Here is a 25,384-nt window from a genome sequence, read left to right as displayed (position 1 = left end):
TCATTCTACGTGGGGCCGTGTGTGCAGGTAGCCTTGCGCACTGTGCTTCTGGACAAGTCCCCAGTAAAGATCCGGTGAATAACGAAAAGGCGTCAACGCTCGTCTTTGCCGAGTATTCGTCGCTGCGCTCCCATAGACTCGGGTGCATCACCATGCCGCCCTTCTCGAGAAAGCCACCCGTGCGCAAACTTCTAACTTGCTTGCCCCTGATTGCCATCGCAGTAGTGCCACTGGCAGCTTGCACTTCATCCGGATCGGAGGAGCCCCTGCCTTCTGAGCCTGCAGCCGCTTTCGCTCCTGAAAAGCCGGAACCAGCAGAACTGCCAGCACCGGCAGAAAAGCCGGCCCCGAAAGCAAGCAAGGATTACTCGGATGAAGAACTGCAAGAGTGGGCCAACGAAAAGATGCAGCAATGGATGGACGACATCAGCAAGGGCTGGGAGGACGTTGTCATGGACATCGACGAGCCCAAGGACTTCCTGAAGTGGTACCCAACTGATCCGCACGGGCACATGCTTCCCTTCGAAGCCCCGGAATACGGTGAATTGCTCATTACCCTTGAACCATATGATTGGGAAGTCGACGCCCACTCCGATTTGGCATATGTAGGCAGCAATACGATGCTTCGAGTCGGCGAACGGGACAAGGACCTGCGCTCGGTCACCGTGGTAACCCAGGACGGTGAATTCGAGTACGTGGCAACTCGTGAAGAATGGCCATCCGCCGAGGGCTGATAACGCCCCCTGCGCCACAGCCCCGCATGGATGCATTGCCTGCGGCTTTGTTCCCCTTTGGCTCCCGGCATGCAAAAGATCCTGGCGGAATCCGCTCTGGAGCGTGGATTCCGCCAGGATCTTTTCAATGCGTCTTAGCGCGAACGGTAGTTCGGTGCCTCAACGGTCATCATGATGTCGTGCGGGTGCGATTCCTTCAGGCCTGCTGCGGTGATGCGGACGAACTTGCCGCGTGCCTTCAGCTCGGGAACGGTGCGTCCGCCCACGTAGAACATGGTCTGGCGCAGGCCGCCCACGAGCTGGTGGGTGACAGCCGACAGCGGGCCGCGGTAAGGGACCTGGCCTTCGATGCCTTCAGGGATCAGCTTCTCGTTCGATGGCGCGTCAGCCTGGAAGTAGCGGTCCTTGGAGTACGAGGTGTTCTTGCCACGGGTTTCCATTGCGCCCAGCGAGCCCATGCCGCGGTAGGCCTTGAACTGCTTGCCGCCCATGAAGACCAGATCGCCTGGGGACTCAGCGGTACCTGCCAGCAGGGAGCCGAGCATGACCGAGTCGGCGCCGGCCACCAGGGCCTTGCCGATATCGCCCGAGTGCTGCAGGCCGCCGTCAGCGATCAATGGAACGCCAGCTGGAATAGCTGCCTTGGCTGCTTCGTAGATAGCGGTAACCTGGGGAACGCCCACGCCGGCAACGATGCGGGTGGTGCAGATGGAGCCCGGGCCAACGCCGACCTTGATGGCGTCAGCGCCAGCATCGATCAGTGCCTTGGCACCGTCATAGGTGGCTGCCTGGCCGCCGATGATATCCACGTGCGCAGCCGCTGGATCCTTCTTCAGGCGTGCAATCATCTCCAGCACGCCCTGCGAGTGGCCATTGGCGGTGTCGACAACCAGTGCGTCAACGCCGGCGTCGATCAGGGTCATGGCACGCTCGTAGCCTTCGCCGAAGAATCCAACAGCAGCTGCAACACGCAGACGGCCTTCGTCGTCCTTGGTCGCCAGAGGATACTGCTCGGCCTTGTCGAAGTCCTTGACGGTGATCAAGCCGGTGAGCTTGCCGTCGTTATCGATGAGTGGAAGCTTCTCGATGCGGTTCTTGGACAGGAGCTCGATTACCTTCTCTGGAGCTACACCGTCATGAGCGGTCACCAGCGGCATGCCGGTCATCACTTCGTAGACCTTGGTGGTCATGTAGCGTTCGCGAGGAACAAAGCGGGTGTCGCGGTTGGTGATGATGCCCAACAGCTTGCGGTTCTCATCTACCACTGGCAGACCGGAGACGCGGTACTGAGCGCACAGCTCATCCCATTCAGCCAAGGTGGCACCCGGGTGCACAGTGACTGGGTCGGTGATCATGCCCGACTCGCTGCGCTTAACCTGGTCAACCTGCTTGGCCTGGGACTCAATGGAAAGGTTGCGGTGGATCACGCCGATACCGCCCTGGCGTGCCAGCGCGATTGCCATGGGTGCTTCGGTCACCGTGTCCATTGCAGCGGAGCTGATGGGCACCTGGATGTTGATGCGCTTGGTGAAGCGGGTGGTGGTGTCCGCCTCCGAAGGAATCACATCCGTCGGGCCAGGCAACAGCAGAACGTCGTCGTAGGTGAGTCCTTCAAAGGCAAAGGGGTTGAACTCAGTCACGGGGGAACCTTTCGGGGCGACAGCGGAGGTTGATTAAATGGTAGAGCTCTTTTGGCGTTCCGGTTATTCCTTCGTGGCGCACTGTGTTCAACCTCATGCCCCATCCCGCATCAGGGGTGATTTATTCCCAGTTTGTTGCTTCCTTGAAAGAAGAAGCGAACTGGCGCTTGGCACTGAGCACGAAGGTCTTGGACAGGTGCGAATCATCCAGGTACGTCAAGACGTTGCCAATGACAGCTTTGCAGACCCCCTCGGGGCAGAGCAACCCCGTCATGTCCAGGGAAACAACCTGGTCGCCATAATCATTGGAATCCAGGAATTGCTCCACTGGATTCACGCTGTTCAAGGCGTAGCCGGCCGAACCATCGCAGTTGGCAGGAAGTCCCTTGTTCGAATCCACGCATTCCGGAATGGAGTAGGTATAGCGCGGGGTATCGCGCATCGCGATGACCCGGCTTCCGGCATCGAGCAGCGGCTGGATCATCTCGGCGTAGTTGTCCACCAGGATCTCCTGCTCCCCCGGGCTGCGAAGCATGTCATCAGGGTCCGCTACGGTCTTGCTGGCCGTGGTCAGCACCATCTGCGGAGCCAGGTCCGCTACATATTCCTGCGCCGCGTCCTGGAAGCCGGAGCAGGCTTCTTCCACGCGGTCCGCATCGGAGCCGTAGCGGCAACCCGGTTCGTACACCAGGATCCAGCTGCCGCCAGCTTCCTCGATCATTGCCGAAGCCGCCGCGGACCAGTGCTGTATGTGCGAATCGCCCAGCAGTACCAGGTCCGGCGCTCCCCCGTCGAAAGTGCCGCCCTGCTCGCAGAAGTGGATGCGCTCGTCATCTGGAGCGTTCGCCCCTTCGCAGACATCGCCGGGAGTCTGCCATTCGCTATCCAGTTCGGTCGCCAGCGGCAGGGTCAAAGCCGCAGGTGACGGATCCCAGTCATCTTCGGCGTTGGCCCCGGGGTTGTCGGTGGCGGTCTGCGCCGCGGCCATGGCCCTGCGGTGCTCGACGTTGTTCTCCCAGGCCATCACCGGAAGGCTGGCTACGCCAAGCCCCACAGCGACCACGGCAAACTGGGCAATGAGCTTGAACCCGGTTTGCGGAATCAGGCGCGAGAAGCTGGCACTGGCTTGCCAGGCGATGGCCGGTTTCTCGACGAACTTGGTGGTGGCCCATGAAGCGAGGATCGAGGCAAGAATCAAGACACTGCCGGCAGCGAAGGAGGCCTTCTCGTTCCCGGAGACCTCAAGGTAGAAGACCAGCAACGGCCAGTGCCACAGGTACATGCCGTAGGACAGGTCGCCCAGCTTTACCAGCGGGGGCAAGGAAAGCAGGCCCGACGGGTTGGCCCAGCTGCGCGGTGCCGGAGCCGAGATCACCAAGGCGGCGGCGACCGTGGGCACCAAAGCCATGAAGCCCGGGAACTGCCCCTGCACATCCAGTACGGCGCCACTGCCTATGACGGTGGCCAGGCCGGCCCAGCCTCCGATGCGGCGGATCTTCTCGGGCAGGCTGGAGAGCCACGGCAATGCCAAGGCGAGCAGCGAACCGAGGGCGAATTCCCATAGGCGCGCGCCCGTGTGGAAGTAGGCCACCTGCTGGTTGGTGGCGGTGATGTGAATGGAATACGCGAGCGAGCCGAGGAAGATGGCTCCGAAGGCGCCGCCTGCTACGGCGGCGAAGCTGTGCCGGGAGAAGAGCTTCTTCCAGAGCAGTGCGCTGCCGGCAAGAACCAGCGGCCAGATGATGAAGATCTGTCCCTGGACAGACAGGGACCAGAAGTGCTGCAGCGGCGAGGCGGCGGCTGTGTTGAAGGCGTAGTAGTCCACCTGGTGATCCGAGAGGTACCAGTTCTGCCAGTAGAACAGCGCGGCATTGGACTGGTCGATCAGCTCCAGCCAGCGCGTACTAGGCAGGATGATCCATGCCGCGATGACCACGCCAATGATGACTACCGCCGCTTGCGGTATCAGGCGCGAGAATCGATGCAGCCAGCCGTCGAGCAGAGGCGGGCGCTGCCCGCGGGCGATGCGCCGTGCGGTGGAAGAAGTGAGGAAGAAGGCGGAGAGCATCAAGAAGATGTCCACACCGCCGGAGACCCGGGAGAACCAGATGTGATAGCACATCACCAGCAGGACTGCGAGGGCGCGAAGTCCCTGCAAATCAACTCGGAAACCGGCACGCTGGGTGCTTGTCCGAGACTGATCCAAGGTATGGCTCACTGGCTGCGCTTTCTTCGGGGACAGGTAATTGTCCTCGGCGTTTTCTACTTGATTCACGTCAGACAACCAACCATCTTATCAATTCGCCATGGCCACACCGTGCGAGTTGACGCTGCTGCCGCTGTAAAGCAGCGTATATAGATTGACCGTATTGGCCTGACCTGCTCAGGATTAGCTGTCGAAATTCGAGAACTGGCGCAAAGTTCCACGGCGGTTTGCCGCCCAGCTATCGTCGGCACGGCGGCAAATTGTTGCTTGGCCAGGTGAGCGAAGTCAATCCGCGCATTCTGAAACAACAGCTTTCTTGATTAGACTCATGAATAACTCTGATCAGTTCTAGCCGAGGGGCTCCCGGGTGACGTCTTCAACTCCTATGCCAGGACGACGCGAACGCAACAAGCAGGCGAAGCTTGAACGGATCATCTCCGCGGCCAGCGAACTCTTCGCGGCACACGGTGTCGATGAGGTCACCACGCAGCAGATCGCCGACGCGGCGGATATCGGAACCGGAACCCTTTTCCTCTACGCCAAGTCCAAATCCGAGCTGCTGCTCATGGTGCAGAACCACCGCTACGAACGCTCCTTGGAGCAAGGCATCGAGGCCTCTAAATCAGCAAAGACCGCGCTGGAGGCAACCATGGCCCTTTTGGTACCGATCATCGACTGCAATCGGAAGCATGTCGACAACGGGCGCTTTTATCTGCGCGAAATGGTTTTTGGCGATTCGGCGGAACCGCATCATGCCGAAGCCCTGCGCATAGCGGCGTTGACCGAACAGGCGATTGCCGAGCTCCTGGGCACGCATAGGAATCTGGAGGCGCCGGAGGCAGCCACGATTGCGCGGGCCATCACTTCCATCCAGTTCCTGGCGATGGCTACTGCTGCGGACCCGGCACTGGCCACAGCTGAAGTCGCCCGGGGCATCCGCGCTCAGATTGCTGCATTCCTCCCCCACTGACGAGCAAAGCGCGCCCACCGCCCAGGCGAACGCGCTCGCTTTACTTCTGCTGCATGGTGATGACGGTCTTGCCGCGCCGGCCACCAGCCTCCATCGATTCAAGGGCCTCTGCAGTTTGCGCAAAACCGAAGACCTGGCCCACCACGGGCGTCAGGACCCCGGAGTCCACCAGTTCGGCAATGCCTCGCAGCTGCTGGCCGCTGGGCTTCATGAAGAGGAACTCGTACCCGACACCCAGCTTCTTGGCCTTCTTGAGAACTGACCGGCTTAGCGCGCGGACCGCCAAGCCCATCACCGGATTCAGCCCTGCTTCCTTGGCGAATGCCGGAGTCGGCGGACCCGAGATGCCGATGACCTTCCCTCCAGGGCGCAGAACTCCCAGCGACTTGGCAAGCGTTTCGCCGCCCAGGCTGTCAAGCACCAGGTCATAGCCCGAGATACTTACCTGGAAATCCTCGGTCTTGTAGTCGATGACTTCATCGGCTCCGAGATCCTGCAAGAATTCGGCGTTCGTCGCCGACGCTGTTGTCGCGACGTAAGCGCCCAGGTGCTTGGCCAGCTGGATGGCGATGGTTCCGACGCCGCCAGCGCCAGCGTGGATGAGTACTCGCTGCCCCGGCTGCAGATTTCCCCGCTCAACTAGTGCCTGCCACGCAGTCAGTGCAACCAGGGGCAGCGAGGCCGCTTGCACCAGGTCGATGGAGACAGGTGCCTTCGCAATATCCATTTCATTCACGGCCATGCGCTGGGCGAAAGCTCCGATCCGATGATCTCGAGGGCGGGCAAAAATCTGGTCCCCTACCGTAAAGCCGCGGACTCCTGAGCCGAGCCCGATCACGGTCCCTGCGACGTCGTGGCCGAGAACCAGCGGCATCTTGTAGGGCAGGATTGCCTTGAATTCGCCTGCGCGGATCTTCTCGTCAAGCTGGTTGACGCCAGCGGCCGCAATCTCGATGAGTACCTCCCGCTCCCCCAACTCAGGTTCAGCGACCTCGGCCTGCACCAGGGCACCCTTGTAGTTTTCGAGAACGAACGCGTGCATGGAAGATCTCCTGTACGGATATGAAATGGGCATCAATCTTTGACTGAGTTCAATTATGAGCGCACTCATTTATCGTGTCAATGAGCTGGGTCACCCCGGGTGGATCGTTTTCTGAGAACAAAAAGCCGCCGCTGGATCCAGGAGATAAATCCTGGATCCAACGGCGGCTTTCGCTCACGAAGCAATGCTTCGGTGACGGGCTAAACCCTAGTGGCCGTGCGCCTCTTCAGCTTCTTCAGCCTTCTCTGCCACCAAGGTCTCGGTGGTCAGAACCAAGGCCGCGATCGATGCTGCGTTGCGCAGTGCCGAGCGGGTTACCTTGACTGGGTCGATGACGCCTGCGTGCAGCAGGTTCTCGTAGACACCGGTCTTGGCGTTGAAGCCTTCGTTGGCTGGGGACTCCGCCACCTTGGAAGCAACTACCGCACCGTCGAAGCCGGCGTTGGTAGCGATCCAGAAGAGCGGCTGCACCAGCGCGCGGCGGACAATCGCAACGCCTGCTGCTACGTCGCCTTCGGTGGCTGCGATGCGGGCATCGGTATCCAGCGAAGCCAGCGCGTCGACCAGGGCGGTACCACCGCCGGCAACGATGCCCTCTTCCAGGGCAGCACGGGTGGAGGACACAGCATCCTCGATGCGGTGCTTGCGTTCCTTCAGCTCGACCTCGGTGGAAGCGCCCACCTTGATCACGCCGATGCCGCCGGACAGCTTGGCCAGGCGCTCGGACAGCTTCTCGCGGTCCCACTCCGAATCGGTGCGGTTCAGCTCAGCCTTCAGCTGGGCTACGCGCTCTGCGACATCTTCCTCGGTGCCAGCGCCATCAACGATGGTGGTGGAATCCTTGGTGATGGTCACGCGGCGTGCCGAGCCGAGTACCTCGGTGCCAACCTGGTCCAGGGACAGGCCCAGTTCCGGGGAGACAACCTGGGCACCGGTGAGGATAGCCAGATCCTGCATCATTGCCTTGCGGCGGTCGCCGAAGCCTGGAGCCTTGACGGCTACCACGTTCAGCAGGCCGCGCAGCTTGTTGACCACCAGGGTGGAAAGGGCTTCGCCCTCGACATCCTCGGCGATGATCAGCAGCGGCTTCTTCGCTTCCAGGACCTTTTCCAGCAGTGGCAGGAATTCTGCCACGGTGGAGATCTTGGCTGGGTTGATCAGGATCAGTGCGTCTTCCAGGACAACTTCCTGGCGCTCCTGGTCGGTGATGAACTGTGGCGAGAGGTAGCCCTTGTCGAACTGCATGCCTTCGGTCAGGACCAGCTCGGTAGCGGTAGTCGAGGACTCCTCGATGGTGATCACGCCATCGGTGCCCACGGTCTTGAAGGCCTTGGCCAGCAATTCGCCGATTTCATCCGACTGCGCGGAGATCGCGGCTACGTTAGCAACCTTGTCCTCTACGGCAACGGCGTTAGCGGCCAATGCGTCCGAAACGATCTCCACAGCCAGTTCAATGCCCTTGCGGACATCGCCCGGAGCGGCGCCTGCGGCGACGTTCTTCAGGCCTTCCTTGACCAGGGCCTGAGCGAGCACGGTGGCGGTGGTGGTGCCGTCGCCTGCTACGTCATTGGTCTTGGTGGCTACTTCCTTGGCCAGCTGCGCGCCAAGGTTCTCGTATGGATCTTCCAGATCGATCTCACGCGCAATGGTGACACCGTCATTGGTGATGGTCGGGGCGCCCCAGGTCTTGGCAAGCACCACATTGCGGCCGAGTGGGCCGAGGGTGACCTTCACCGTGTTTGCGAGCTTATCAATGCCCGCTTCGAGGGCGCGTCGCGCTTCCTCGTTGAATGCTAGCTGCTTAGCCATGCATTTTCTCCTGAAACTTTAGAGAGGTTGGCGTTACTTTACGACGACTGCCAGTACGTCGCGAGCCGAGAGCACCAGGTACTCTTCGTTGCCGACCTTGACCTCGGTTCCGCCGTACTTCGAGTACAGGACTACGTCGCCTTCTGCAACGTCCAGGGGAATGCGGTTGCCGTTGTCATCGATGCGGCCTGGGCCTACGGCGACTACGGCGCCTTCCTGTGGTTTTTCCTTAGCGGAGTCTGGGATGACCAGGCCCGAAGCGGTGGTGGTTACGGCTTCGACCTGCTTGATGACAATGCGGTCTTCGAGCGGCTTGATGGAGACAGACATGGTCTCTCCTTTTCGTGTATGAACCAATGGTTGTAGGGGTGCGCCCTATGGCATTGGACCAACCGTCGTCGCGGTGCCAGTTGGTGGTATCCAGTCAGGCGGTGTGTAACGCTGCAAGCTGCAGATGCAACTTCCATCGTGACACCCACACATGACTTTAGGACGAGCTTTAGCACTCGGTCAAGGCGAGTGCTAATCATTGCCCTACTTCTTCACACCGGTTCGCGCAGAGCGCACAGCCGCGGACTCTTCGATATCCTCCGGAGCGTCCAGATCCATCTCGGTGAGCTTGACCATCTTGGACTTGGTCACCATGCGGTGCACCAGCCACAGTCCGAGGAACAGCGGCAGCCCGATATAGGCCGAGAGCACTTCCAGCCCGTGGCCGGCCAGCACCGCTTGGTAGTTCTGACCGACGATCACGGCAATCAGCATCAGGAAGGCCACGATGGGTCCTAGCGGGAAGAGCGGGGCCAAGTAGGGCAGGTCCTTCACGCTGTAGCCCTGGGCGAGATAACCGCGGCGGAAGCGGTAGTGGGATACGGCAATACCCACCCAGACGATGAACCCGCACAGCCCCGAGACATTCAGCAGCCAGGTATAGGCCGCACCCTGGCCCACCAGGGCGGTGAGGAACCCGAAGAGGCCTACCGCAGCGGTGGCCAGCAGAGCCATGATCGGCACGCCGCTGGAGTTGGTGCGCCCGAAGATCTTCGGAGCCTTGCCATCGTGGGCCATGGAGTAGAGCATGCGGGTTGAGGCGTAGAGCCCCGAGTTGCCAGCCGAGAGGATGGCGGTGAGAATGACCGCGTTCATGGCAGCAGCGGCAAAAGCGATGCCGGCCCGCTCGAAGACCAGGGTGAAGGGCGAGGAAGCCACGTCGGCTTCGCCGCTGGCCAGCAGGCTCGGGTCGGTGAACGGAATCAGGCAGCCGATGATGAAGATGGCACCGATGTAGAAGAGCATGATGCGCCAGAACACCCGGCGGATGGCCTTGGGCACTTCGCGGCGCGGATCCTTGGCTTCGCCTGCGGCGACACCCACCAGCTCGGTGCCCTGGAAGGAGAATCCGGCAATCATGAAGACCGAGACGATGGACAGCCAGCCGCCATGGAAGACATCCTTGCCTTCGCGCCAGTTGGCCAGCGGATCGGTGTGCGCGCCGAGCACCCCGAAGATCATCAGCACGCCGGCGGCCAGGAAGGCGATGACGGTGACCACCTTGATCATGGCCAGCCAGAACTCGCCTTCGCCGAAGGCCTTGGCGGACAAAGCATTCAAGGCGGTCAAGGCCACCAGGAAAGAGCCGGCCCAGACCCAACCGGGGACATCAGGCAACCAGAAGCTCATCACGATGCCAGCGGCCACCAGTTCCGCTGCAACAGTGATGGCCCAGTTGAACCAGTAGTTCCAGCCGATGGCGAAGCCGAAGGAGGGGGAAACGAAGCGGGTAGCGAAGGTCTGGAAGGATCCGGCCACCGGGATCTTCGCGGTCATCTCGCCCAGGGACTGCATGAGCAGGTACACCATGAGACCCACCGCGGCGTAGGCCAGCAGCGCGCCGCCGGGACCCGCCTGGGCAATAGTGCCGCCGGAGGCCACGAACAGCCCGGTGCCGATGGAACCGCCAATGGCGATCATCTGCAGGTGGCGGCTGCTCATGCCGCGCTTGAGCTGGTTCTGCACCAGGGGTGCGGGATCCACGGCCTTTGGACCGGTTGTCGACGTCACTGTCGTTCGCTGCATAGGTTTCATCACAGGTGCCATACAACACCAGTTCCACAGGGGAATGCGACGTGGATCACTTCAGGTCTTGCGGAGGACATGCAGCCGCTCGCAGCAAGCGGGGCGACTTGGTCCAGCGAACCGCTTCCTAGTGGCGGAGAACTGTAAAACAGCGATAGGGCTACTCGTTAGCCAGATGATCCAATTAGCAACAAGCATTACTCTCTCTAACGAAATCAATGCCTATGAGATAGCGATACTTAGTCTTTTCGTTTCAGGGCTTCACATCTCCCGGCTTCGAACTGCTCTTGGCGCAACTGCTGGGCGGCCGGATCCCGGAGCTTGGCGAAGCCCGCTTGGCGATTCTGTGAATTCTGAATGTGACGCGTTTTTGTCACATAGATCACTGGCCCTGCGGGCTGGGCACACCGAGAGGGCCAGTCTGTTCCAAGACGCATCAACGATAGTCTTGGATCATGGCCCAGGCTTCAAATGACTCTACGCTCAATGAACAATTCGCCGCCCTGCTTTCGGAAGACGGCTGGAAGCTGCTTTCCACCATCGACCCGTCCATGGTGGCCACCAAGGATGCTGCTTGGTCGCTGAATGAGAAGCTGCGCAAGGAAGGCCACGACGCCCAGGTGGTTCGCGCCGTCATGGCGCAGGCCGAGCTGCGTTTCCGGGCGAGGGTGAAATTCGGCCCCTTTGCAGACTCGTTGATCTTGACCCCGGCCGGACTGGAGCAGGCCACGCGCCTGACCATCGCCGGGCTGCATGCCCGCCGCTACACCAATGCCGGTTCCACCCACGTCGCAGACCTCGGATGCGGCATCGGCACCGACTCCATTGCGCTGGCCAGCGCTGGCCTGCAGGTCACCGCAGTAGAGCTGGATGAAACCACCGCGGCAGCCACAACCTTGAACCTGATGCCCTTCGACAATGCCACCGTGATCCACGGCAGCGCCGAGGACACCGATCTGACCGGGATTGACGGCGTCTGGCTGGATCCAGCCCGGCGTACCGACGTGAAGGGAAGCACCCGCCGGCTCTTCGACCCCGAGGCGTTTTCCCCGCCCCTGTCTTTCGTGGAGAAGCTGGTGGACTCCGGGCTGGACGTCGGAGTGAAACTCGGTCCGGGCCTGCCCCATGAAGCGATTCCGGCGAACGCCGAGGCTGTCTGGATTTCGGACCACGGCTCGGTCATCGAGGCCTGCCTCTGGTTCGGCAAGCTCAAGCGCAAGGACATCGCCCGTGCCGCGCTGGTCATCGACAAGGACGGCGCCCACGAGTTGGCCAGTGCAGCTGCCGCGGCAAATGATCAGCCAGCCCCGGTAGGCGAATTGGAAGCGCACATCTACGAACCCGATGGCGCAGTGATCCGTTCCCACCTGATCTCGACCTTGCTGGAGCGCACTGGCGGCCACCTGCTCGATGAGCACATCGCCTACTTCACCCATAACCAGCAGATTTCCACGCCGTTTGCCCGCGGATACAAAGTCATGGCAGTGCATGACTACAACGTGAAGAAGCTGCGCAGCTGGGTGAAATCCAACGGCATCGGCACATTGGATATCAAGAAGCGCGGAGTCGACGTCACGCCCGAAGAATTGCGCCGCATTTTGCTGGCAGGCTCCCCCAAGAGCGCCAAGAACAAGGCAACGCTGATCCTGGCTCGCCTCGGCGACAAACGCGTAGCTTTCGAGGTCATCCCGCACTAGTCTGGGGTGACGCAGGTCCCACCGGAGCATTGTCCCGGCAGGAGCGGCGCAATACATACAATGAGTATGGAGAAACATCGAGGAATCGGTGGACGCTCCATCCACTTTGTTCGGCTCCGGAGCATTCCGTCCGAGACGTCATCAATAGGAGCGCCGTGCAGAAAATCGAGTTCGCCCACTCTTCCCAATCCACTATCGGTGTCGAATGGGAAATCGCCTTGGTCAATCGCGAAAGTGCGGACTTGTGCTCGGTTGCCGAGAGTATCCTTGACCAGCTCAAGGATGAGGCCGGTCTTGACCGCGAAGATGAGCATCCGACAGTGAAGCCGGAATTGTTGATGAATACCGTGGAGGTGGTCACCGGTGTCCATACCAACGTGGCAGACGCGGCTGAGGAACTGCGCACCAACGTGCGCATGCTCAACGAGGTCGCCGGAAACCACGGCGTGGACCTGTATTCCGCGGGCTCCCATCCTTTTGCCGCGCCGACCTTGCAGCCGGTGACGGACAAGGACCGCTATGCCAAGCTGATTGACCGCACCCAGTGGTGGGGCCGCCAGATGGTGATCTACGGCGTGCACGTGCACGTGGGCTTGGACGATCGCGAAAAAGCGCTTCCAATCACTGACGGTTTGATCAACTACCAGCCGCATTTCCAAGCACTCAGCGCCTCCTCCCCGTACTGGGGCGGGGAAGACACCGGCTACGCTTCGCAGCGTTCGCTGATGTTCCAGCAGCTGCCAGCTGCCGGGATCCCCTTCCACTTCGATTCATGGTCCGAATACGAATCCCACGTTGCAGACATGCTGCATACCGGGGTTATTGATGATGTCTCCGAGATCCGCTGGGATGTGCGTCCGGTACCTCGTTTGGGCACCGTGGAAATGCGCATCTGCGATGGCGTGAGCTCTCTGGATGACATTGCCGCTTTTACCGCACTGACCCAGTGCCTGGTGCACGACATGTCGCTATCCATCGAAGCCGGCTACAAGATTCCTGTTATGCCGGCCTGGTTCCGAGTGGAGAACAAGTGGCGCGCCGCCCGCTACGGGCTGGATGCCATCATCATCCTCAACGCCCAAGGCGACGAGATGCTGGTGACCGACCACCTGCGCTCAGAGGTCAAGCGCCTGGCACCGATTGCCGAGCAGCTGGGATGCGCCGAGGAACTGCAGGGCATAATCCGTTTGATCGAACGCGGGGCGGAATACCAGTTGCAGCGCAATACCTTTGCGGCTTCGGGCGGGGACTTCAAGGCAGTGGTGCAGGAAAACGTCCGGCGCATGAAGGCTGTTTAGTCCGGGCAGCGCCCTCGAAGTCAGGAATTAAGGCATCCAGCTCATGCAGTAATCAAGATTCTTGATAACAGTTCGAGCTGCTGCTTCGGGATCGCCTGCTTCGATTGCGTCTACCAGTGATTCGTGGCCCTCGTGCAGGCAGCCATCGAATCCGTCGGAAAGCCTCTGGACCATCTTGGTTCCGTGGAAAACATCCCCGAAGCTCTCATAGATCTCATGCATCAGCGGAACACGGGAAGCCCGCGCCACTTCCAGATGGAATTTCCAGTCGGCTTTCGCCCACGCAGGATAATCCCGGTTTCCCCATGCTTCGCTTCGCTGGCCCAGCAACGCGCGCAACTGTTCGACTACTTTTGCATCAGCGGCTTTGGCAGCGAGCCGGGCCGACTGGGTATCCAGGGCGAATCGCACCTGGAGCACGTCCTGGTCGGAGTGGTCTCGGTACACCCGTTGGGCGGTGCCGCTGATCTCGCTGGTCGCGCGCACGTAGGTGCCATCTCCACGGCGGACCTCGAAGATCCCCGTGCTGGCCAGCGCCTTGATGGCTTCGCGCAAGGTCCCGCGGGAGACGCCCATTTCCGCCATCAGCTCGGGTTCAGCCGGAACGCGGTCCCCCACCTTCCAGCGGCCCTTCGCTACGGCGCTCTGCAGCTTCGCCACAACCTCTTCGGACAAGGGCGGACGCAATGGGGTCTTGCTCATGGCCGCTCCGCTTCAGCCGAGCCGTCCACTTCGATCAACGGATGCGAATCGGCTTCGGTACGCAGGCCGCCCAGCTTGTAGCAGAACAGAAGCTGCACCACAGCGAAGGCGAGGATGATCACCAAGCCAACCGTCCAAGATCCCAATGCGCCCTGCATGAGCCCCAGGGCGAAGGGTCCAATGGCTGCAATCAGGTAGCCGACAGATTGGGCCACCGTGGACATTGCTGTCGTTTCTTCTGCGCTGCCGCCACTGCGGCTGAGCATGAGCATCACCAGCGGGAACACCCCGAAGCCCAGGCCAATGAAGACCGAGCTGATCAAGGACAGTTCTACCGGCAAGAGCAGCAGAGCGATAAAACCGAGTACCGAGCAGCTGGTAGTCAGCACGAAGGCACTGCGCAGCAGGGCCGGCTTCGAAGCCATCCAGAGCATGATCATGACTGCCGGGATGCTGACTCCCTGCACGATGCCCAGCATCAAGCCGGCATCAACTGGCTCCAGCCCGCGCGAAATGAGGATATGCGGCAACCAGCTGACCACGGTATAGACCAGCAGCGACTGGATGCCGAAAACAGTGGTGAACAGCAAGCCCTTGCGCGTGGCCAGTAGCGGCCATGGAGAAACATGCGTGCCCTTCTGAACAGCGGAACGCTTCCCGGAGATGGACAGCGGCACAAAGACCAGCAAAGCCAGGCCGGCGGGAATCGCCCACAAAGCCAATGCCGTCGTCGGCGAACCCGCCTTCACCGCCAGCGGGACGCTGATTGCGGAGGCCAGCGTCGCGCCGATGGACATGGTGGTCGTGTAGGCCGCGGTCATCGACGCGGCGCGGTTCCCGTGGTGCTCTCGAATAAATGAGGGCATGGCCACATTGCAGATGGCCAAGCCGCACATGCCTACCACGGTGCCGGCCAGCAAGGCCCAAGTTGAATCGACAATGCGCAAGGCCAGCCCAGCGGTGAGCAGCAGCAAGGACAGGGCGATGCCCAGTTCCAGTCCGGTCCTGCCGATCACCAAGCTCGTTGCCGCGCCAGCCACGGCAAAGCACAAAACTGGGATCGTCGGCAGCAGCGAAGCGATGAACGTGCCGTACCCCATCATCTCCTGCAGGTCATGGAAGAGCGGAGATGCCGAGGCAATACCCATGCGCAGGTTCAGCCCGACGAGGATCACCGCCGCAACTGCCAGTGCGCTTGCCCGCCAGGGATGCTTGGCGGCTTTGCTGGCAGGAGGCGGGGCCGCGGATTCTGATGCGTTGTCGATCACGTTTAAACATTAGACGTTTGATGTTTCACGCGGCGAATCCTGTGATCCAGCGCACCAGAACCTCGCGGCGTGCCCGCTTCTGTCCGCCAAGTACTGCTGCTCGGGGCCGAACTCCGGCTACGTCGTGCACTTGGCAAGCACCGCAGGATGGCCCGCGACCCGATTTACCCCAAGCTACCCTCGGGCTTCCTGGATCCTGGCAGCAGCCAGCCTCCTATGCGAAGCCCAGCTCGCGCGCCGTGAGATTCTTGTATGACGCTTTCCCGCCGGAGACAAAGAGCTTGATCCCGGCATCAGTGGACAGCGGGAACACGCGATGAGAGTGGACGAGCCGCCCGTCGCCGAAGAACACCTCGACGCTAGAGCGATCCACCAGGATGCGCACGTCGAGTTTCCCGCTCGGTACCTCCAATGGGCTCTTGGATTCGCCCTTATCCCCCGGATGGAAGCCCGGCTTGCGATTCACATAGGCGAACCCGCCGGCCAAATAGAGCCCGGTTGCCACATGGCGCGTTCCGGATACGGCCCGGCACAGCTCGAAACCGATGTTTTCCGGCGGGTTGGCCGGGTCCCACTGCAATTCGCACTGCAGCACATAAGCACTGCTGGAGAACGGGAGAATCTTCTCCCCCGAAACCACAGGGCTGCCGAACTTGGTGGTTGCACGGGCTAGCCTGTCCAGCTGCGCCACCGGAACAGAAGCGAGGTAATTGCCATTCGGTCCGGCAACCATCCGCACCTCGCGCACAATCATGTCGTCTCCGTTGTAGCCATCGGTGGCCATGCTCGGAGCATTATGCGGATAATCCCAGAAGTTGTTCCAGCCAATGGCGCGGCGCATTCCGGGATTTTCGCTGCCATCGGCGTGGTGGTCCGGATAGGTCACCGCGCCGTAGAAGTCGAAGCCCCAATCCAGCCATTGCGGCTCGGCTTGCGAAGCAGTGAAGGCCTTTCCGTCGAAGTCGCCAATCCAGTAGGCGTAGGTAGCGGGCAAATCGCGGGGCTTGCCGTTAGCGCTGGTTCCCAGCACCCAATGCCTGGAGCCATCCGAAGCCTGGATCTGGAAGAGATCCGGGCATTCAAGAATGCCCAGAGTGGTGCGCACGAATTCGCTGGTTCTCGTCCACTGCTTCAGATCCGCCGAAGCATAGATTCCGATGCGGTCTCCCTCGGCATTGAGCAGGACCCACTGAGAGCTCTGCTCATGCCAGATCACCTTCGGGTCGCGGAAGGCATCGGTGCCCGGGTTGGCCAGAACCGGTTCGGTCCCTCCGGGTTTGAAGCTGCGTCCCTTGTCGGTGGAGTACCAGAGGTACTGGGCCTGCACGCCATTGGGGGCTTGGGTGACCAAAGCAATCAACGTGCCCTTCCCGTATCCTGCGGTGTTTTGCTGGTCGATGACAATTGATCCGGACCAGCAGTCCCCGTTGGGGCTCTCATGCTTGCTGATAGCTACGCCGCGGTCAGTGAAATTGACGTGGTCAGTGGTACTCGCCATGCGCCAGCTGGTCCCAATGCCGCCGAGAATGTAGTCCTCGTTGTAGAGGTAGTAGTACAGGTATTCGCCATCAAGATACACCGGACGCTGCGGGTCGTTCTTCCAATTGTCGGGGACGCTGAAGTGGTAGCTGGGACGGTAGCTCATGGCCGGGGAAACGCCCTTCTTGGTCTTGGAGCTGCCTGCGGGAGCGGCATGGGCTGCATCTGGGCCAACCCCGGCCAGCCCCAAAGCGGTGGCTGCAGCCAGGGTTTTGACAACATTTCTCCGGGAGGCGCTGCCGTAGGCGGCATTCATATCCAGATTCAATTCATTTCGCTTTCGCCGGCCAGCACCCAGTGCTGGCGTGATTCATCGATCATGTGCTTTTTCAGGGTGGTGCTGGCCGACCAGCGGTGGATCTGTTCACGCAGGGCCGCGCGCTTCGACGCATCCTGGCTGCTGTCGCGGTCCGGGTCGGGTACCGCGCCCACCAGCAGCCGGGTGTATGGATGCCGGGGATTGTCCAGCAGCTGCACGGACTCGCCCGACTCGACTATTCGCCCCTCGTTAAGTACCGCGATCCGGTCCGAGAGATAGCGGGCGGATGCCAAGTCGTGGGTGACATAGAGGATGCAGATCCCATGCTCATCGCGCAGCTTGTGCAGCAGATTCAGCACGCCGATCCGCACCGAGACATCCAGCATGGAGGTCGGCTCATCGGCCAGGATGACTTTCGGCTTGGCTGCCAGCACGCGGGCGATTGCAATGCGCTGGCGCTGTCCGCCGGAGAGCTCGTGCGGGAATGAGGACAACACATCCGGGCTCAGCCCGACGGTGGACACCAGCTTGGCCATTTCTGCGCGCTTGGACTTGATGCTTGGTTGGTGCAGCGCCAAGGCGCGTTCCAGGATGTGCTCCACTCGGAAGGCCGGGTTCAACGAACCGAAAGGGTCTTGGAACACCATTTGCACTTCGCTGCGGTAGTTCCGGGCCGCTGATCCCTTGAGCCCGGATATGTCCTTTCCATTGACCAGCATTTCCCCGGAATCCGGTGCCTCAAGCAATGCCAAGCAGCGGGCCAACGTCGATTTACCGGAACCTGATTCGCCCACCAGCGCCACGATTTCACCGCGGTGCAGATCCAGGTCGATACCCCTCAGGGCCGGAACCTTCGTGCGACGGAACAGTGCGGTGCTGGTGAAAGATTTGCTCAGCGAACGGATACGCACCACTGGCACCATAGAGGCGTGCTTGGCAGCTGTCGAGGTCATGGCAGTTCTCCTTGAGTGAGGACCGGGGCTTGGGTCGGGGCGACCCAATGGCCTTCGCCTACCTGCCTAAGGTCCTTGATGTTGGTGAATCTGGTGCCTTCGGCCAAGCCGGTGAGCTTGACTTTCGGTCCGTGCAGGGGCGGGAACGCCCCGAGCAGCGCCTGCGTATAGGGGTGCTTCGAACCATGGCGCAACGACGGCGCCGGTGCCAGCTCCACGATGCGCCCTCCGTACATGATGCCAATGCGATCGGAGAGCTCAAGCATCAGCGACATGTCATGGGTGATGAACAGGATGGCGAATCCGAGTTCGCTTTGCAGTTCCCTGATCTGCTCCAGGATTTCTTGCTGAACCACTACGTCCAGCGCCGTGGTGGGCTCATCCAGGATCAGCAACCGCGGGTTCAGCGCACAGGCCATGGCAATGACAATGCGCTGGCGCTGTCCGCCTGAAAGCTGGTGCGGATAGGCCCGCAATCGCGCCGGATCGATGCGCACCATGGTGAGCAGCTCTTCGGCGCGCTGCACCGCGGCAGCACGGGTGCCGCCACGGTGCGTGCGGATCACGTCGACAAACTGCTCGCCAATTCGGGTGACCGGGTTCAATGAGTTCATCGCCGACTGGAATACCATGGCGACGTTGTTCCAGCGCCAGGCGCGCAGTTCCGCTTCGTCCATGCCCAGCACATCTTGGCCTTCAAAGAGGATCTTGCCGTGGGTGATCCGCGCAGGATCTTTCAGCAAGCGCATGATCGAGTTGGCAATGGTGGACTTGCCGCAGCCGGACTCCCCCGCCAAACCGAAGATTTCACCGGAGTGGATGGCGAAGCTGACCCGGTCAGCGCCGCGCACAGCTCTCTCGTCGCTGACGTACTCGACGGTCAGGTCCTGGACTTCCAATACCGGGACGCTCATTTTTCTTCCTTTCGCACCACGGTAGTCGCCGCGGTGCTTTTCGTTGCATGCTTCGGGCGGCGCAGGCGCGGATTGGTGATTTCATCCACCGCGTAGTTGCACAGGGCCAAGGCGAAGGCGACCAAGGCGATGGCCAGGCCCGATGGCACGAAAATCCACCATTGGCCCAGCATCAGCGATCCGTCGCTGGTCGCCCAGAACAGGTTGGTACCCCAGGAGATGGTGTTCACGTCGCCCAAGCCCAGGAATTCAAGCCCAGCCTGTGCGCCGATGGAGCCGATGATGCAGCCAAGCAGCGTGGTCATGACGACCGAGGCCATATTGGGGAGCATTTCGCGGACCATGATGCGCAGCGGGCGCTCGCCCGATACCAAAGCCGCGGCAACATAGTCTTTTCCGCGGATGGACATGGCCTGGGAACGCATGACGCGTGCGCTGCCTGCCCATCCGGTAATCATCAGCACCACGATCACCGTGCCAAGACCAGGCGGCATGAATGCCGCCAGGATCACCAGCAACGGCAGGCCGGGCACCAGCAGGAAGACGTTGGTAACCAGGGAGAGCACCTCGTCCAGGCCGCGGCCGAAGTAGGCCCCGCTCAACCCGACCAGCACGCCGACAATGGTGGAGAGGATGCCGGCGGCGAAGCCGACGAAGAGCGACGAGCGGGCACCCCACAGGGTCAGCCCCAAAACGTCTTGGCCCTTGCTGGTGGTACCCAGCCAATGCTCCATGCTTGGTGCGCTGGCACCGGCCGAGGTAATCCGCGACGGATCCCCGGGGAAGAGCGCCGGGGCAAGCAAGGCCAGGATGATAAAGGCAAGCAGGATGCTGAGCCCAGCCACGGCCTTGCCGTTGCGGAGCAAAGTCCGCAGCAACCGGGTAGCACTGACTCTGGCACGCGCGGAGCCGCTTTCCTCCGCTGGTTGCGAGGCAGCCAGAGTCTGTGGATCTGTAGCATTCTGGGTCATGGCGATCAGCCTTTCCGCACGCGAGGGTCGAGTCGGACGTAGACAAGGTCTACGAGGAAGTTGGCTATCAGCACCGCGGCAGTAATGGTCAGGAACATGCCCTGCATCAGCGGGTAGTCAAGGCCTTGGACAGCGCCGAGCAGCTGGTAGCCGACGCCTGGGTAGGCGAATACCACTTCGGTCAGCAGTGCGCCGCCGACGATGAAGCCGATGCTCATGCCCATGCTGGTGACCGATGGCAGCATCGCGTTGCGTGCCGCGTAGTTCAGCATGATGCGGTGCGGTCGCAGCCCCTTGGCCTCGGCCATCAAAATATAGTCTTCGGAGTTGGTGGCAATCATGGTGTTGCGCATGCCCAGCATCCAGCCGCCCAGGGAAACCAGCACGATGGTCAGCGCGGGCAGGACCAGGTGCGCTGCAACGTCCAGGATGAATTCGAGATTGAATCCGGGAACCAGGCCTACGGAGAAGGCATGGCGCATCGGGGCGACGCCCATGTTGATGCCGAAGATGTACAAGGCCCCCATGGCTAGCCAGAAATACGGGAAAGAACCGATGAACACCAGCAGCGGTGGAGCAACCGAGTCCAAGAAGCCGCCACGGCGCCAGGCGGCAAGGATGCCCAGGAGGTTTCCGAGGATCACGGCGAAAATCAATGAAGTCAGTCCCAGCAGCAAGGTCCACGGCAGCTGCGAGGCGATGACCTCGGAGACTGGAGTGGGGAAACGGGAAATCGACATCCCAAAGTCGCCGGTCAAGACACGGCTAAGATAGCCAAAGTATTCGGGGATGATGGGGCCGCCGTCCACTCCCATCAGGGTTCGAAGTGCTTCGACTTGTTGTGGCTCAAGCCGTTGCTGCGAGCGGGACAGCATGCGGGTGACGGGATCGCCTGGCATCAGCCGCGGTAGAAGGAAATTCAGGGTGATTGACGCCCAGAAGGCTAGGAGATAAAAGCCCAAGCGCCGTAGGAGGAAACTCATGTTGTGTGTCCTTGGCTAAGGATCGCAACGCAGCGGGCGGACGGTATCCGCCCGCTGCGAAGGGAAAATGTTGCTAGTTCGCTGGTTCCAGGCTGGTGAGCACCAGAACGGTGGTCGGGGCCCGGTTGCTCAACGTGGCATACGGGTTATCTTCGGTTGGCCAACCCACGAAGTTCTCAGTGGTGTAGGCACCCCATTCCGGGCCGGCGAATAGCGGTACTACCGGTGCCAGTTCGCTGTAGCGAGCCTGCAGGTCTTTAACGATCTGCTTCTGTTCTCCCTCATCGCCGGCAGCCACGAACTTGTTCAACAGCTCATCTGCTTTTTTATCGCTGAACCGGTGGTAGTTGTCAAAGGTCTGCTTGCCCACGGGCTTGACGTTCTGGCTGCCCATGAGGTTGAGGTAGTACTGGTAAGGAGTCGGAGCGTTAGCGGTCCAAACGATTCCGGTGTCGAATTCACCGGTTTCGTAGCTTGCGGTCACCGCGGCCCAATCCGGCGAATCAACAGTGGCCTTGATGCCCACGTCCTGGAGGTTTTGGGCGATGATATTCGCTACCGAAAGCCAATCCGAGGAGGTTGAACCCACGGAGATATCGAAGGTGAATGGCTTGCCAGCGGCGGTGGTGCGCTGCCCCTGTGCATTCTCCTTGAAGCCTGCTTCATCAAGAAGCTTCTTTGCGCCTTCCACATCCCGCGTGGTCCAGTCGCACTGTTCGACGACCGCAGTGTCGCGCCACTTGTCATAGTTGCCGGACAGTCCGGTGCAGTCCGCTGGTTTGGCGTAGTCGGACATGCCGACCTTGACAACCTGTTCGCGGTCTACGGCCATGCTCAACGCCTTGCGTACGCGAACATCCGAGAATTCTTTCTTGGTAGTGTTCAGCTGCCAGTTGATTTCGGCGCCAGTGGTCGGGAACCAGAAATGACGGTGCTCCGGATCCTTGTCCACGTAGGTCGATTGGATATCCGGCATGTAGGTTTGCGTCCAGTCAACATCGCCGGAGATGGCGGCGAGGTTGGCTCCGTCGTTGCCGGCGAAAGCGAGCATGCGGATGCCGCCGATATTCTGCTTCTCGGGTTGCCAATAGTATGGGTTCTTGCCCAATTCGAAGGACTGCGCCTGGAAATTGGCTACTTCGGTGTATGGTCCGGTGCCTACCGGTTTCGGGTTCTCTTCATTTCCGGGCTTGTCGAACTTGGACCAGATGTGGGCCGGGACAATCACCTGCTGGCCCAGTTCGTAGAGGGCCGGGGTGAATGCCTGCTTGAAGTGGAACTCGATGGTCGAGTCATCGAGAGTCTTGATGGACTTCAGGTAGTCATAGCCGCCGAGCAGTTCCTTTTGCAGTTCAACTGAGAGCTTGACGTCCTTGGACGTCAGCGGGGTGCCATCGGAGAATCTAACGCCCGGACGCAGATTGAAGGCCAGCGACTTTCCGTCTTTGCCTGCACTCCACTCCGTGGCCAGCCAAGGCACGGTGTCGCCGCCTGCCGGGTTGTAGACCAGCATGGATTCGTAAATGGACTGCCCGGTCATTGGCGCAGCATTGGGCGAGAAGGGGTTGAAGTTTTTTGAGAAGGTTCCCATGTCCTCGCGCGGAATGGTCAGGAACGCGGCGTTGGCTGATCCGTCGCCCCCTTCAGTTCCGCCTGGATTCGATGCGACGCATCCGCTCAAGGCGAGGGTGCCGGCCACAGCGGTCGCGGCCACGGCAAGGTGCGCGCGACGTAAGTATTTGATTATCATTGAAGTTCCTCATCCATTCATGTGATGTGTAGCGGAGGGGAAGTTCATCTGCGGCCGTGCATGGCCACAGACGAACGAATGCGTGGGGGGCAGCCGATGGTAATTTGGCGATTCTCGATCGGCGAGCCCTCTACCATTTGATTCAATAGGGACACCCCCGCCATGCCCAGTTCTTCGAAGGGCAAGGCAATGGTTGTCAGCTTTGGCCGCATATGCGGTGCCAGAATTTCCTGATCATCGAATCCGACGATTGAAATGTCTTTTCCCACCTGCAATCCGCGTTCCTTGATTGCGTCATAGGCGCCCATGGCGATCCGGTCATTTCCGCAAAAAATTGCGGTAGGCGGATCCAGTTGGCTTAGCAGCGTTTGCGTACCGTGGTACCCGCTGTCGGCAGTTCCATCACCAGGCACGATCCGGGAATCATCGAATTCAATTCCGTGATCGCGCAGGGCCTGCTTCATACCGGCTTGGCGTCCGATTTGCGCAGGAATTCCTGTTTTGAGAGTGATGTGCCCGATGCTGGTGTGCCCGGCCTTGGCCAGGATTTCAGCGGCAGCGTATCCGCCGCCGAATTCATCCGGAACAATTGATGGCAATTGGCCTCCGGCGTCGAAGCAGTTGACCAGTACGCAGGGAACTGATTTTGCATTTTCCGGCACCGTGATTTGGCGGTGCCAGGAAGTCGCGATGATCAATCCGCCAACCTGCTGTTCAAGCAGCTTCTCAACGGCGAGGTTGTCCATGCCTGGATCATCGTCGCTGGGTGCGATAAGGAGGAAGTTGCCGTCTTTCCATGCTGCCTGCTGCGCTCCCTTGATCACGTCAGTGGCAAAGGGCGAGGTGGCAATTTCGGTCACCAGCCCGAACCAGGAGCTGCGTTTGCTGGCCAAGGTTCGTGCGGCTGCGTTGGGGCGGTAGCCCAGTTCGCGCGCCGTTTGGTTGATTCGTTCTCTTGTGGTTTCGGGGATGCTTGATTCCATCCGGCCGTTGAGTACGAATGAGACGGTTGTTCGGCTCACCCCGGCTGCTTTGGCAACGTCGGCCATGGTCACTGACTGCTGAGACATGCCCCTCCTCCCCTTCGAGATCAGTGCGTTTCGCGTCGTGCCAACGGTTTGCTAACACGATTCAGTAACGCGCGTTACTACGCTGTGAAATAAGGTAACCTACATCACTTACGGCTGTCAAGGAAGAAGTTTTGCGGCAGTGAAAATCATTGACAGGATCGATTCCTGACCGTCAAGGCCATGGATCCAAGACATGGGAATCCCTTGCTTCATCCAGCTGAGTAGGGCAAATGGGGCACGATGCCACAGGGCAGAGGCGTAATCAGCACCCCGAAGCATGGCAGCCATTCCCCGAAATGGCACTGGTAGACACAAAGGAAATCGTGGAAATCAGGTTCGCGGAACCGGCCGGCTCGGTTGCGCCCGCGAGTCAGCGGGATTTCATGGACTCGCGCTCGATGAGCGGCATGTCGATCTGATGCTCCCCGGGCTCCAGCTTTCCATCGAGCAGAAGCTCAACGGCCAGAGCACCCATCCCCTCATATGGAAGTCGAATAGAGGTCAATTGCGGGCGAAGGTAGCTGGCAATGATCTCGTCATCGAAAGACAGCACGGACAGGTCCGTTCCTGGCTTCAGGCCATTTTCGGCGAGCGCTTGGAAGACACCCATGGCCACGCGGTCATTGGCGCAAATGATGGCGTCAGGGTTGTACCCGTCGGCTAGCATCCGGATTGTTGCTTCATATCCGTCGGTGGGGTTCCAGTCGTCGAGCACCCAGTGGCCCAGTACTTCGAGGTTTGATTCCGCCAAGGCTCTGCGCAGGGAGCCGAAGCGGCGAGAGATACTTGGATAGGTTCGCGGATCCTTTTCGGCGTTTTCAAGTTCACCGATGACCGCAACACTCTTCGCCCCGGATTCGATAACCCTCTGCACGGCTTTAGCCCCCGAATCCATCTCATTGGGAAGCACTGCGACGCAAGGGCTGTCGTCAATGCCGTTGACCAGCACGGTGGGCAATCCAGTTTTCGGGATCTTCAAATCACGTTGGCGAGAATCCATGAACCCAAGAATCAGCCCGTCAACGTCCCGGTGGGTCATCTGCGTTATTGCTTCAGCCATTTGTTCTGGCTTGCCGAAGGTCTCAGCAATGAGCACCGTATGGTCTCGCTCTTCCGCTGCGCGCAGGATGCCGGTGATCATTTCGGAAGCAAAACGAGTCACGGTAACTTGATCAGAGATGAACCCCAGGGTGCGCGTCTTCCCGCTTCGCAAGGATTGGGCTGCCGCATTTGGCCGGTAACCCAGTTTCTTGGCGGCCGCGCGCACTCGTTCCGTGGCTTCGGCGGACAGTCGCGTGCCCGGCTTATTGTTCAGGATCATGCTGACGGCAGCCTTGGACATCCCCGAAGCTTCTGAAACGTCAGCAATTGTTATCCGCTTGGCTTTAGGCGATTCCACATTTCCCTCTTGAGACAGTTCGAATGCAATTATTCGACCCTAGCCTATTGCAGTGATTCGGCCACGCTGTTAGAGTCTTGTGCTAAATCCATTTAGCCAACTCA

20 protein-coding genes are annotated in these 25,384 nt (G+C 60.5%); 4 read left to right on the top strand and 16 right to left on the bottom strand.

What is annotated here, in order from left to right:
• The first annotated feature begins 179 nt into the window (after nucleotides 1-179).
• On the top strand, nucleotides 180-734 hold the full coding sequence (locus ACIOJF_RS01685; RefSeq protein ID WP_133833650.1) for a hypothetical protein: 555 nt from the start codon (nucleotides 180-182) through the stop codon (nucleotides 732-734).
• A 134-nt stretch (nucleotides 735-868) separates the two neighbouring features.
• Here the strand turns inward: ACIOJF_RS01685 and guaB are convergent, their stop codons facing one another.
• Both guaB and ACIOJF_RS01675 read right to left on the bottom strand, forming a co-directional pair.
• Nucleotides 869-2,374 carry an IMP dehydrogenase gene (gene guaB, locus ACIOJF_RS01680; RefSeq protein ID WP_105657608.1) on the bottom strand — a complete coding sequence of 502 codons (1,506 nt, stop codon included), beginning with the start codon at nucleotides 2,372-2,374 and terminating at the stop codon, nucleotides 869-871.
• Nucleotides 2,375-2,495: 121 nt separating this feature from the next.
• Complete coding sequence (locus tag ACIOJF_RS01675; protein ID WP_402741115.1) at nucleotides 2,496-4,649, bottom strand: acyltransferase family protein; 2,154 nt, start codon at nucleotides 4,647-4,649, stop codon at nucleotides 2,496-2,498.
• Nucleotides 4,650-4,947: 298 nt separating this feature from the next.
• Between ACIOJF_RS01675 and ACIOJF_RS01670 the strand changes: the two genes are divergently transcribed.
• Nucleotides 4,948-5,550: a TetR/AcrR family transcriptional regulator gene (locus ACIOJF_RS01670; RefSeq protein WP_286172141.1), complete on the top strand. Its 603-nt coding sequence runs from the start codon at nucleotides 4,948-4,950 to the stop codon at nucleotides 5,548-5,550.
• Between the two features lie 40 nt (nucleotides 5,551-5,590).
• Here the strand turns inward: ACIOJF_RS01670 and ACIOJF_RS01665 are convergent, their stop codons facing one another.
• The 4 genes from ACIOJF_RS01665 to ACIOJF_RS01650 form a co-directional block, all read right to left on the bottom strand.
• Nucleotides 5,591-6,592: an NADP-dependent oxidoreductase gene (locus ACIOJF_RS01665; RefSeq protein WP_133833648.1), complete on the bottom strand. Its 1,002-nt coding sequence runs from the start codon at nucleotides 6,590-6,592 to the stop codon at nucleotides 5,591-5,593.
• A 207-nt stretch (nucleotides 6,593-6,799) separates the two neighbouring features.
• Nucleotides 6,800-8,401: a chaperonin GroEL gene (groL, locus tag ACIOJF_RS01660; RefSeq protein ID WP_105657612.1), complete on the bottom strand. Its 1,602-nt coding sequence runs from the start codon at nucleotides 8,399-8,401 to the stop codon at nucleotides 6,800-6,802.
• 33 nt (nucleotides 8,402-8,434) lie between these two features.
• Nucleotides 8,435-8,731, bottom strand: coding sequence for a co-chaperone GroES (gene groES, locus ACIOJF_RS01655; RefSeq protein ID WP_133833647.1), 297 nt, complete (start codon nucleotides 8,729-8,731; stop codon nucleotides 8,435-8,437).
• 204 nt (nucleotides 8,732-8,935) lie between these two features.
• Nucleotides 8,936-10,477, bottom strand: a complete 1,542-nt coding sequence (locus ACIOJF_RS01650; RefSeq protein WP_388022673.1) for an amino acid permease — start codon at nucleotides 10,475-10,477, stop codon at nucleotides 8,936-8,938.
• A 455-nt stretch (nucleotides 10,478-10,932) separates the two neighbouring features.
• On the opposite strand from ACIOJF_RS01650, the gene ACIOJF_RS01645 reads away from it, so the two are divergent.
• Both ACIOJF_RS01645 and ACIOJF_RS01640 read left to right on the top strand, forming a co-directional pair.
• Complete coding sequence (locus ACIOJF_RS01645; RefSeq protein WP_133833646.1) at nucleotides 10,933-12,174, top strand: THUMP-like domain-containing protein; 1,242 nt, start codon at nucleotides 10,933-10,935, stop codon at nucleotides 12,172-12,174.
• A gap of 155 nt (nucleotides 12,175-12,329) precedes the next feature.
• Complete coding sequence (locus ACIOJF_RS01640; protein WP_105657616.1) at nucleotides 12,330-13,472, top strand: glutamate--cysteine ligase; 1,143 nt, start codon at nucleotides 12,330-12,332, stop codon at nucleotides 13,470-13,472.
• A 27-nt stretch (nucleotides 13,473-13,499) separates the two neighbouring features.
• On the opposite strand, the gene ACIOJF_RS01635 is transcribed toward ACIOJF_RS01640, so the two are convergent.
• The 10 genes from ACIOJF_RS01635 to ACIOJF_RS01590 all read right to left on the bottom strand — a co-directional run bounded on the left by ACIOJF_RS01635 (nucleotide 13,500) and on the right by ACIOJF_RS01590 (nucleotide 25,280).
• Nucleotides 13,500-14,174 carry a FadR/GntR family transcriptional regulator gene (locus ACIOJF_RS01635; RefSeq protein ID WP_133833645.1) on the bottom strand — a complete coding sequence of 225 codons (675 nt, stop codon included), beginning with the start codon at nucleotides 14,172-14,174 and terminating at the stop codon, nucleotides 13,500-13,502.
• The gene (locus tag ACIOJF_RS01630) at nucleotides 14,171-15,442 is read right to left on the bottom strand and encodes a CynX/NimT family MFS transporter (protein ID WP_105657618.1); all 1,272 of its coding nucleotides are present in this window, start codon (nucleotides 15,440-15,442) and stop codon (nucleotides 14,171-14,173) included. The genes ACIOJF_RS01635 and ACIOJF_RS01630 overlap by 4 nt, the downstream gene beginning before the upstream one ends.
• Before the next feature lie 214 nt (nucleotides 15,443-15,656).
• Nucleotides 15,657-17,237 carry a glycoside hydrolase family 32 protein gene (locus ACIOJF_RS01625; RefSeq protein WP_181148848.1) on the bottom strand — a complete coding sequence of 527 codons (1,581 nt, stop codon included), beginning with the start codon at nucleotides 17,235-17,237 and terminating at the stop codon, nucleotides 15,657-15,659.
• 8 nt (nucleotides 17,238-17,245) lie between these two features.
• Complete coding sequence (locus ACIOJF_RS01620) at nucleotides 17,246-18,193, bottom strand: ABC transporter ATP-binding protein (protein WP_105657619.1); 948 nt, start codon at nucleotides 18,191-18,193, stop codon at nucleotides 17,246-17,248.
• Nucleotides 18,190-19,107, bottom strand: coding sequence for an ABC transporter ATP-binding protein (locus ACIOJF_RS01615; protein ID WP_105657620.1), 918 nt, complete (start codon nucleotides 19,105-19,107; stop codon nucleotides 18,190-18,192). The genes ACIOJF_RS01620 and ACIOJF_RS01615 overlap by 4 nt, the downstream gene beginning before the upstream one ends.
• Complete coding sequence (locus ACIOJF_RS01610; RefSeq protein ID WP_105657621.1) at nucleotides 19,104-20,078, bottom strand: ABC transporter permease; 975 nt, start codon at nucleotides 20,076-20,078, stop codon at nucleotides 19,104-19,106. Before ACIOJF_RS01610 ends, ACIOJF_RS01615 begins: the two co-directional genes overlap by 4 nt.
• A gap of 5 nt (nucleotides 20,079-20,083) precedes the next feature.
• Nucleotides 20,084-21,061 carry an ABC transporter permease gene (locus ACIOJF_RS01605; protein WP_105657622.1) on the bottom strand — a complete coding sequence of 326 codons (978 nt, stop codon included), beginning with the start codon at nucleotides 21,059-21,061 and terminating at the stop codon, nucleotides 20,084-20,086.
• A gap of 73 nt (nucleotides 21,062-21,134) precedes the next feature.
• Nucleotides 21,135-22,811 (bottom strand): ABC transporter substrate-binding protein, encoded by a 1,677-nt coding sequence (locus ACIOJF_RS01600; RefSeq protein ID WP_402741114.1) that lies wholly within the window; start codon nucleotides 22,809-22,811, stop codon nucleotides 21,135-21,137.
• Nucleotides 22,812-22,855: 44 nt separating this feature from the next.
• The gene (locus ACIOJF_RS01595) at nucleotides 22,856-23,881 is read right to left on the bottom strand and encodes a LacI family DNA-binding transcriptional regulator (RefSeq protein WP_105657624.1); all 1,026 of its coding nucleotides are present in this window, start codon (nucleotides 23,879-23,881) and stop codon (nucleotides 22,856-22,858) included.
• A 370-nt stretch (nucleotides 23,882-24,251) separates the two neighbouring features.
• Complete coding sequence (locus tag ACIOJF_RS01590) at nucleotides 24,252-25,280, bottom strand: LacI family DNA-binding transcriptional regulator (protein ID WP_286134199.1); 1,029 nt, start codon at nucleotides 25,278-25,280, stop codon at nucleotides 24,252-24,254.
• Nucleotides 25,281-25,384: the final 104 nt, after the last annotated feature.

It is taken from the genome of Glutamicibacter sp. NPDC087831, from assembly GCF_044742845.1.
Classification (GTDB): domain Bacteria; phylum Actinomycetota; class Actinomycetes; order Actinomycetales; family Micrococcaceae; genus Glutamicibacter.
Note: the sequence above shows the minus strand (reverse complement) of the source record. Positions and strands in the feature narration are given on the sequence as shown.

Bases quoted from the DNA above. Each gene is read 5' to 3' on its own strand.
- ACIOJF_RS01665 (WP_133833648.1), bottom strand. From the start codon at position 6,592: ATGCACGCGTTCGTTCTCGAAAACTACAAGGGTGCCCTGGTGCAGGCC.
- groL (WP_105657612.1), bottom strand. From the start codon at position 8,401: ATGGCTAAGCAGCTAGCATTCAACGAGGAAGCGCGACGCGCCCTCGAA.
- groES (WP_133833647.1), bottom strand. From the start codon at position 8,731: ATGTCTGTCTCCATCAAGCCGCTCGAAGACCGCATTGTCATCAAGCAG.
- ACIOJF_RS01650 (WP_388022673.1), bottom strand. From the start codon at position 10,477: ATGCAGCGAACGACAGTGACGTCGACAACCGGTCCAAAGGCCGTGGAT.
- ACIOJF_RS01645 (WP_133833646.1), top strand. From the start codon at position 10,933: ATGGCCCAGGCTTCAAATGACTCTACGCTCAATGAACAATTCGCCGCC.
- ACIOJF_RS01635 (WP_133833645.1), bottom strand. From the start codon at position 14,174: ATGAGCAAGACCCCATTGCGTCCGCCCTTGTCCGAAGAGGTTGTGGCG.
- ACIOJF_RS01625 (WP_181148848.1), bottom strand. From the start codon at position 17,237: ATGAATGCCGCCTACGGCAGCGCCTCCCGGAGAAATGTTGTCAAAACC.
- ACIOJF_RS01620 (WP_105657619.1), bottom strand. From the start codon at position 18,193: ATGACCTCGACAGCTGCCAAGCACGCCTCTATGGTGCCAGTGGTGCGT.
- ACIOJF_RS01615 (WP_105657620.1), bottom strand. From the start codon at position 19,107: ATGAGCGTCCCGGTATTGGAAGTCCAGGACCTGACCGTCGAGTACGTC.
- ACIOJF_RS01610 (WP_105657621.1), bottom strand. From the start codon at position 20,078: ATGACCCAGAATGCTACAGATCCACAGACTCTGGCTGCCTCGCAACCA.
- ACIOJF_RS01605 (WP_105657622.1), bottom strand. From the start codon at position 21,061: ATGAGTTTCCTCCTACGGCGCTTGGGCTTTTATCTCCTAGCCTTCTGG.
- ACIOJF_RS01600 (WP_402741114.1), bottom strand. From the start codon at position 22,811: ATGATAATCAAATACTTACGTCGCGCGCACCTTGCCGTGGCCGCGACC.
- ACIOJF_RS01595 (WP_105657624.1), bottom strand. From the start codon at position 23,881: ATGTCTCAGCAGTCAGTGACCATGGCCGACGTTGCCAAAGCAGCCGGG.